The organism is Robertmurraya massiliosenegalensis JC6, assembly GCF_000311725.1.
Lineage (GTDB): Bacteria > Bacillota > Bacilli > Bacillales > Cytobacillaceae > Robertmurraya > Robertmurraya massiliosenegalensis.
Map to the genome: position 1 here is coordinate 111,458 of NZ_HE978519.1, position 8,184 is coordinate 119,641.

The window sequence follows — 8,184 nt, forward strand, 5'->3', positions numbered from 1 at the left end:
TTAACTCTTTATTTTTAATTGGTCATTTAAAAATTGAATATGACTAATATCATTTGGAGGGTTGAAAACCTTAAATATTTTAGTATCTTTAGGGAAAATCACTTTATTTTCTTTATAATGAAAATCAATTTGTTCAACGAGTGTATAGATCCCTGTGTCTTTTAAATCTTTTTCTATTATTTTATCGGCCAACATATCGCCTGCTTGAACTAAATTATCAGCTCTTAAAACATCATATAGATAGTCTTTTCCGTTATTGGTACGAAAAACTAAATGCTTTTTCATATTATGCTACTCCTTTCTGAATTCTATTTTAGTTTAACAGCTTAATATATCCATTTCTACTTTAGTTTTATTTAGAAAGAAAAACACTTTGCTCAGAGCAAAGTGTTATAAATTCTACTTTGATAGATTCCTATTTTTAGCTCGTGTAACTTTATTCAAAGCTACTTGTTTTGTGGAGAATTGTTTTAATTCGTTAATTAGTCTTGAATGAGTTGACCAATTTTGTTCTTGTAGACTCATAAAATAAAAGATTGGATACGGACGATCATATACCCTTCCATATTCTTTTGTATCAACTTGAGTCCACTGTTCCACTGATTCTAGATACCCTGTTAAATTAACCATGTTTTTTTTATGATCTTCTCCATTAGGTATAAAATCACATAAAGCTCCTGTTGATACATGTTCTGTTAAATAACCGACACCATAGGTTCTACATACTAAGGGCCTTACATCATAAACAGAACAACTTCTAGTTTCTTCGTTTAAGAATGGGCAAGGATACTTTAGTGCTGAACTAGAATTAACAGTGTCATACATTAATTTAAAAAGTGATTTGTCTCCTACTTGTCCATCAATATTAATCTTTAATTTAGTTGCTAACTCTGGATTATTTTGCTCAATTTCTCTCCAAATTCGGGCTCCTTTTTTTATAATTTCTTTTGCAGCTTCTTCTCCCTCATTTTCAATTATGTGATTCATAATAAAATAAAACTCGCTACTACTTATCGAAAAAGGTTCATAACAGCAATTAGAGCATCCTTTTTGACAAGGAACATCACCAACATTATTAGTAATTGTGTTATCTATTTCTTTTTGTAATTTTATCAATTCGGCAAAAGCGCTATTTGATTGAATGTCATGATGACATTTTTTTGCTTTCTTCCCACTTCCACAAAAGCAAGGTTCATTTCTCATTATACTATCCCCTATTTAGTGTATTTTGTTTTTGAAACATTAACTTTATAGTTTTAGTAGTGTTGATATTTGAAAAAATAACGAACGTTTATAAATCTTTAAATACTAAGTTTTGAAAATATCACGACTATAAAAATTAGAGTAGATATAATCGCAATCATTTTTCCTATGAATTTTAGTATCAGTAAAATCATAACTATCGCTGCAACTATCAGGAACCATTCAAACTGAAATACATTAAAGAACGAATCGAGCAATGTTAATCCCGCCTTTTTTAGCCTTATCTCTCCTGTGACAATTTTTTATATGTTTCTTTTAACTTATCATCAGACATTCTTTCAAAGTAGGATTCATTGTAAGATGATAGTAAGGTGCACCATCCAATCAGTTCCTCGCGTTCTTGAGTATTTGTTACATTCTTTCCCACAATTATTTCACTCCTTTATTTTTGTAATTCTCAATTTCTTACTTGGTTTTATTAATTAACTCTAAGCTAGCAATTGCAGAATCAACTAACTTCCTATGATTATTTAAAGAGTTAAGAAGGATATTTTGAGAAGGAAGTACTGATTTACTTTTTACTTCTTCACTTAAATTTTCAAGTCGTGAAACAAACTCAATCATTCGATCCACCTCTTTATCAAGTTCAACATCATTCAATTTATCAAAATAAGCAGATAGTGTTTGAAGGCTAACATTTAAGGTTTCGTGAGACTGGAAGTAAATTTCTTCAATCTCAAATCTAATTTTTGCTATTTTCGTTAATATAATGTCTATAAATTTGGAAGATTGTTTTCTATGTTCATTAATGTTAACCCGGGATTCTTTTCGATCATAAATATCTCTTCCAATTACAAAATAATAAGATTCCGTATCTTCTTCTCCCATTAATTTTCCCATTAATATAGTGAATAGATATTCAATTCTTGGTATTTTCTTATAATTAATTAGAATCCCTAAGTTTATATGTTCGAATAAATCACGTAATTCTCCGTATTTTGTGATTCTAATTAAATTTTTTCCATCGCTGACCGTACATATTGAGTCATCATCAGATATAATCTTTATAATAGTTCCAACCTTAAATTTACCGTTCTTTTTTTACAGATATAATAATCTTTCATTTTAATCTCCCTCGGTCCTCTCAAATATGATCTTTAGGATCGACTCCGAACCCACTATATCTTGTGAAGTGTAGTTTCATAGGCTCTCATTTCCAATGGGCTACTTGAAGTTACTATACAAATACTGATTACACAATGTCTTTTCTTCATTATCCGTATCTAAGTCTAAAATTTTATTTGAAATTTCTTTGGCTTGATTGAAGGATTCCATTGGGATTATGAATTTTTCTGCAGTACAGAGGGTACTAACAGCTCTACTGATAATATAGGCTCTGTTTTTGAACGCGAAAGTTTTAATGCTATCCATTGCTGTTGGCAAATTATGAAAATCATCAGAGATTTCTAAAACAATACGCTGATAAAGTTCAGTGTCAAATTGAACACTGTTAGATATACTCATAAAAGACATTGAACGCAGGGTAATATAAGAACAGTACATTAACTCACTTATGAGTTCTTGAAGTTTTAGCTCCATTTTCTTAGCATACTCTGCATCTTCCATGATTCTTTTAGTTATTTCACACATCTTTTTTTCTATCTTCTTTTCAAGTTCTCTGTCTCTCATGCTCTCAAAATATTCAGTTGTTGTTGAATAACCGTTAAATTTCCTTTTTTCTTTCTTTATGATGTTAGAGAAGATCAATTCCAGATCCCTCTTTTCTCTTTTTTTGCCTCTCCTTGAATATCTTCAAAATGTTTTTGATATTTAATATTTGGAGGAAATACAGCTACATTCGCAAGTCCTTCTTTTAATAAAAGAGCGTTTAAAGTTACCATTCCGATTTTTTCTCCAATAATCACTACTTCTTTATCGTCTGTTAAGACTTCTTTATTTTCCACAACGTCATCTAACCAAATATAGGCCAGCAATCTACCATATTGGTCTCTTTCCTCTTTATCTATCTCTAACCATACTGTTCTGTCTTGTATTGCTTTTTTAGTAAACTCATATGCTTCAATAGCAAAGGGTTCTGGATCTTTTTCGTATTCACCTTTAGACTCGGGCGTGTCTATTAAAATCAGTCTTATCCGTTCTTCACTGCCATTAATAATTTGAACATCTATTGTGTCCCCATCAACTACATTTATTACTTTTGCTTCTATAAGTTTCGTATCGTCGGGTGCTCTCAAGTCTTTCAAACCTGCAGGTATATTCCAGGTATACCAATGTCCTTCTTTTACAGGAAATTCATCCTCTTTTTTCCCGTTTTCTTCTTTATTCTCTTGATTGGCTTCAATACGACCCCCAAACTTTTCTCTTGTTTCATTGGCTGCATCTACCCAATTTGAATCTTGACATCCCGACAGGAATAACATAGTTATTAGAATTAAAAAAAATGACCCTTTTTGCATATGCAACATCCTCTCTATGTACCCGCTTGCGCATTTCATTAATACTAGTTGCTTACAAGAAGCTTCCCTTTCCTCTTTAATGAACTTTACTATACATATTAGTATCGAAAAGAAATATTAATTTTTATTTTGCATTCGTTTATCTAAAAAGTTATTAAGACATATCAAAAGTGTGATGAATCCCATGACACCTAAATTTTTGAACAAAAAAGGGAATAATTTTGTTTTAATCTCACTAAGGGTTGTCATTTCTGTTAATGCTAAAAGACAACCCAAAATCATAGAGATCATAGCAAGAATAAATATTATGGTTAATAGAATATTTACACCTTGTGTTAATGAACTCTTAACATGTTTATCTATTGTTGATTTTGGAATAGGCTCATTCCTATTATTAGTAGGAATAATTTGTCTATTTTTATTCGCATTTTCAACATCTTCCCAGAAAGGATAGGAGCGAGAACAACAGAGGTTTGTACATATGCTTTTAGACTGTCCCCTATTCCCCTCTCTCATGGGTGAATGACACTTAGCACACAATAAATCATGATCTAATATCCCCAAATATAATCCTCCTTTCTTGACATATCATGTTCGAAATGTGTAATAATCACCTTACCATAAAGTCATTTGCTCGAAATTACTATTACTCGTTATGTTATCGTGATCAATTACTGGACTGTTTTTAATTCGATTCGTCTTAACAGATACAGTTACAATCGTATCGTTGTGATTTCCGCCATGAGCAACTAGTCGAATACGGTTGATATGGAAAAGTTCTTTATCATTCATTCCACCGCTATTCCAACCACAAGATATTGCTTTACCACCTACTCGTAGTATCCTACCAATCTCCTTTTTTAAATCACTCCAATAAGATGAACGTGTAAGCTTACCACTTTGAGTATCTAATCCCACTGATTCGTAAGCTTCCTTTACTTGTCGGGGTGAATATGGAGGATCGAACAGCACAACATCAACTGATTCATCAGCAAACAATTTTAGAAACTCTAACGCATCCATATGATAATCTGTTTCGAATTTCGTATTCAAGTCATTCGTCACATGAGCGAAGCTATTATTGTTTGCAAAAGGGTCTATGATTAAGCCACCTTTTAATTCTTCCACTAACAACTCTTTTATAGAATGAATACCAAATGTGTTTTTGTTAGGCATATTCCAGGTACGGTCCATTTCTAACTCTTGAGCTGAATAAGAGTGAGGTTTAATAAGGTCTAGAAAATTATCCAATCTATGAAATTTGACTTCTTCTATTCCCTCTACGCATGAAAGATAAAATCCATATGTGTAAAATTGTGTGCAATTTACAAAGTCTTCGTTAGGAACGGGAATCTCTTCATCATCTTCATTTACATCCCAATCTGCAATATAGTACTCTCCGAAATTCTCAACCTGTTCGATTGGTTTATCCGTCATGATGCTGCCCCAATAATTAAACTGAACAGAACCTTCCTTTACAATTTTATCTGGAAAATGTTCATCTTCTTCGGGGTGAGTTAAATCATAAAAATAAAAACCATATAACTTTTCTAATTTGGTGAACGGTAATTGCTTGGCAACTATCTTTATCCCTTCAAACTCAAACTGTATATACATATCCATTTTTATCACCTATTTAAAAATGTTTAATAGATTATAAGACTTACTTTATGTCGCTAAATGGTTCTGGAACGAAACATTTTGCTTAAAATGTATATCATCTACATATCTATCATCGAGTTTAATTAATTCATACTCGTTTTTTTCTATTTTCTAGTGCATAGAAGGATTCAGTTTCACCATTGGCATTCATTTCTTGTAAATGATTAAGCAATTGAGAAATTGTCCAGTGACCTAAACCTTCTTCTTCAAGGTGCATTAAAAGCTCCACTTCTATAGAATTCCTCAAATGGTGCTCCATTTTGTTACTGGAACGATTAATGTATTCAAGTTGATTCCTTAGTTTAGTTGTTTTTTGAATATCCATTTAGGCACTTCCTCACCGTCAGAAATTCGTTTTATCAAACAAGATGCTTACTTTGTTTCATGCTGATATTTCAAATAGACACCTTTCCAGAAAGGAATATCAAAGTCTTTAACCTCACCGAAACCAATTCCATTTTCTAAATCAATGTGGTCATATGTCTTTTCTATAACCTCGTCGCATGTTTTGCACCAATAAGCTGATACAATATCTCCACCATCCTTGGAAGTTACATATCTCATTTCTGTTTGTGGTGGATAAGATGTGGCACATCCATGACACACATGAGATTTTCGAGTCTTAACTTTTTTATCAGTCAAAATATCCATCCCCAAACCTCCTTAGGAAATTCCTTTACTCAGTTTGTTTCGTTAAAACTTCGGACTGCTCGGTTAATCCTCACCTAAAACAGAGTCAACTTCCTCAACAATTTGGTGAGCATCCATTGTTTCTCCGTAACCTTTATTACATATTCTTTCTGCGTGGTATTTGCATGTTTGTAAAGTGTATTTAAGCCTGCTAACTTCTTTCTTTAATCGTTGAACTTCATCGGATAAATCAACGTTAATTTCTTCTTGGCTCATACTTGTCATTTAGTTCACTCCCTTACTCATAAGTTTCCTTTAAGGAAAACTTTCAATCAACGAGTTTCATATTTTGTTCGAAATGTGCATTACACCTCACCACTTTTTTGAAGGTGGATACAAATGAACTTCTATCGATCTACCGCATTTACAACTAAACCTTTCGTGATTTATTACATCTGCATATTCGTACTTTAAACCACAAACACATACTAATTTAAACATTTCCTCACCTTCTTTTACTGTACATTTTGGTTCTAAAGTAAAGCAGTTAGGCATTAAGGTGTATAGCCAATTATTTGAATCCCAACAAGATAGTTCGAGCAATCTTCTAAATCAAGTCTAATAGTTTCTCCTCCAGGGTAATAAAAAATAACATTTCCTACTTCCCGATATGGTTGTCCCTCATCTTCCTTATCGTAAAATTCTACATGTTTCTTTGTTAGTTCATGCTCTACTGGAACTGTAAGGCCACAATCAAATTCAGTGGTCATTACACTCCCACCTGCAACATTTCCACCCATCGACGTAACTATTTGAGCAAAAGCATTTTCGTACTGAAAGGTGTAAAGAATTGTGTGTTTTTGATCAAAGCTCATAGTTTCTTCTGGTTGGTAATACTCCATTCTGTATTGTTCATTCATTTTTACTTCCTCCCATTTTAATAATCTCGATTGAACACTTTGCAAAACTAATTAATTTTTACAATTACTTCGTAGGAGTGATATGTTTGCACTTCGGAAATGTTACGCACCCATAAAATACTCCATGCTTACTGTTTCTCAGAACCATGTCAGAACCACATTCAGAACATACTTTTTTGTCTTTCGTTTCCACTGTCGCTTTAATTTCTTTTGGGCTGGGTTGATTGTTGCTATTGTGTAACTTCATAAGCATGTTGATCAGCTCATTCCTTGCGATTAGACGAACATCACTTTCTCCTGCTAACTTAGTTGCAGCCTTTGTATAATCACTGTTAGCGACTACCCATGCTTCATCAGCTTTATAAAATAATTTTGCTCCCAATACTTCTTGTACTGCTTTTATTCCAACATTTTTCTTATATCTTTTGGCTTGCACAACAATTTTTTGGCCATCTTTATTAAGTAATAGATCGGCTCCGTAATCCCCGCTATCTGGCGTACGCACAGCTTTGTAATTGTACTTTTTGAAAAGTTCTACTAAGTAATGTTCAAACTGAAACCCATCCATCGTATCAATGTCGTGTATACCGGACTGAACCAATTTTCTACCCTTCTGAAAATCCAAAATTTCAAAAACGATATAAGTTCCTATGTAAGCTAGAATTGCTATGATAGCAGCTCCCCAAAGTCCAACGTCAATAAAGAAAAAACTTAATGAGAAGGATGATAACATGGATAATTTAACTAACCTACCTCGATTAACTTTCTCTTTTCGACTTAGTTTTCTATACATACTCATGCTCAGTCACCTCACTATATTTAAACGCTCGTTATCATTTCTTGGTTTGATAAATCAGTTTTTTGAGTTTTCTTACTCTATCGTAGTTTGTATAATGGGGAGTATTGATTAACTGTTGGATACCTTCTTTGAGTGTTCTCAGTTCTACTCGGTTTCGGTCAAACTCTTCGATATATTCATCTAGTGTACCTCTGGTCAATCTATACTTGTTTTTCCACATTTCACTTTCCTGTTGTAGTTCGTTTATATGTTTTTCAAGGTCTTTACTCATCGCATTAAGTTCTTCCTCTCCTATATTGTACCATTATAATGGTACAATATCAACTATTCTTATATTAAGTTCAATATAGTGATAGACTTATCTCAAATTTAGCAAATTTTTTTTAATTCAAAGTGCCAATAACAGAAAAATGACCGCTAATATTTATTAACGGTCATTAAAAATTCACATTTTATTTGATTATAATAGTTTGAATCCAATATCTTTTATACT

13 protein-coding genes are annotated in these 8,184 nt (G+C 32.5%); all 13 read right to left on the reverse strand.

The window, feature by feature from the left end:
* Entirely contained in the window at positions 1-285 is a 285-nt protein-coding gene (locus BMSHG_RS23685) for a hypothetical protein (RefSeq protein WP_019156948.1), read from the reverse strand.
* Positions 286-399: 114 nt separating this feature from the next.
* Positions 400-1,203: a YkgJ family cysteine cluster protein gene (locus tag BMSHG_RS23690; protein ID WP_019156949.1), complete on the reverse strand. Its 804-nt coding sequence runs from the start codon at positions 1,201-1,203 to the stop codon at positions 400-402.
* Between the two features lie 465 nt (positions 1,204-1,668).
* Entirely contained in the window at positions 1,669-2,091 is a 423-nt protein-coding gene (locus tag BMSHG_RS23705; protein ID WP_019156952.1) for a hypothetical protein, read from the reverse strand.
* 336 nt (positions 2,092-2,427) lie between these two features.
* Positions 2,428-2,970 carry a hypothetical protein gene (locus BMSHG_RS23710; protein WP_019156953.1) on the reverse strand — a complete coding sequence of 181 codons (543 nt, stop codon included), beginning with the start codon at positions 2,968-2,970 and terminating at the stop codon, positions 2,428-2,430.
* A complete protein-coding gene (locus BMSHG_RS26880) occupies positions 2,967-3,680 on the reverse strand; it encodes a thermonuclease family protein (protein ID WP_019156954.1) in 714 nt (237 codons plus the stop codon). The genes BMSHG_RS23710 and BMSHG_RS26880 overlap by 4 nt, the downstream gene beginning before the upstream one ends.
* A 117-nt stretch (positions 3,681-3,797) precedes the next feature.
* Positions 3,798-4,244, reverse strand: a complete 447-nt coding sequence (locus tag BMSHG_RS23720; RefSeq protein WP_019156955.1) for a hypothetical protein — start codon at positions 4,242-4,244, stop codon at positions 3,798-3,800.
* 51 nt (positions 4,245-4,295) lie between these two features.
* Entirely contained in the window at positions 4,296-5,303 is a 1,008-nt protein-coding gene (locus BMSHG_RS27280) for an LPD28 domain-containing protein (protein WP_019156956.1), read from the reverse strand.
* 127 nt (positions 5,304-5,430) lie between these two features.
* A complete protein-coding gene (locus BMSHG_RS23730; protein WP_019156957.1) occupies positions 5,431-5,667 on the reverse strand; it encodes a hypothetical protein in 237 nt (78 codons plus the stop codon).
* A 47-nt stretch (positions 5,668-5,714) separates the two neighbouring features.
* Positions 5,715-5,993: a hypothetical protein gene (locus BMSHG_RS23735; protein WP_019156958.1), complete on the reverse strand. Its 279-nt coding sequence runs from the start codon at positions 5,991-5,993 to the stop codon at positions 5,715-5,717.
* Positions 5,994-6,056: 63 nt separating this feature from the next.
* Positions 6,057-6,257 (reverse strand): hypothetical protein, encoded by a 201-nt coding sequence (locus tag BMSHG_RS23740; protein ID WP_019156959.1) that lies wholly within the window; start codon positions 6,255-6,257, stop codon positions 6,057-6,059.
* 269 nt (positions 6,258-6,526) lie between these two features.
* Positions 6,527-6,892, reverse strand: a complete 366-nt coding sequence (locus BMSHG_RS23745) for a hypothetical protein (protein ID WP_019156960.1) — start codon at positions 6,890-6,892, stop codon at positions 6,527-6,529.
* 64 nt (positions 6,893-6,956) lie between these two features.
* Positions 6,957-7,691 (reverse strand): restriction endonuclease, encoded by a 735-nt coding sequence (locus tag BMSHG_RS23750; protein WP_019156961.1) that lies wholly within the window; start codon positions 7,689-7,691, stop codon positions 6,957-6,959.
* A gap of 34 nt (positions 7,692-7,725) precedes the next feature.
* Positions 7,726-7,962, reverse strand: a complete 237-nt coding sequence (locus BMSHG_RS23755) for a hypothetical protein (protein ID WP_019156962.1) — start codon at positions 7,960-7,962, stop codon at positions 7,726-7,728.
* Between the last annotated feature and the right edge of the window lie 222 nt (positions 7,963-8,184).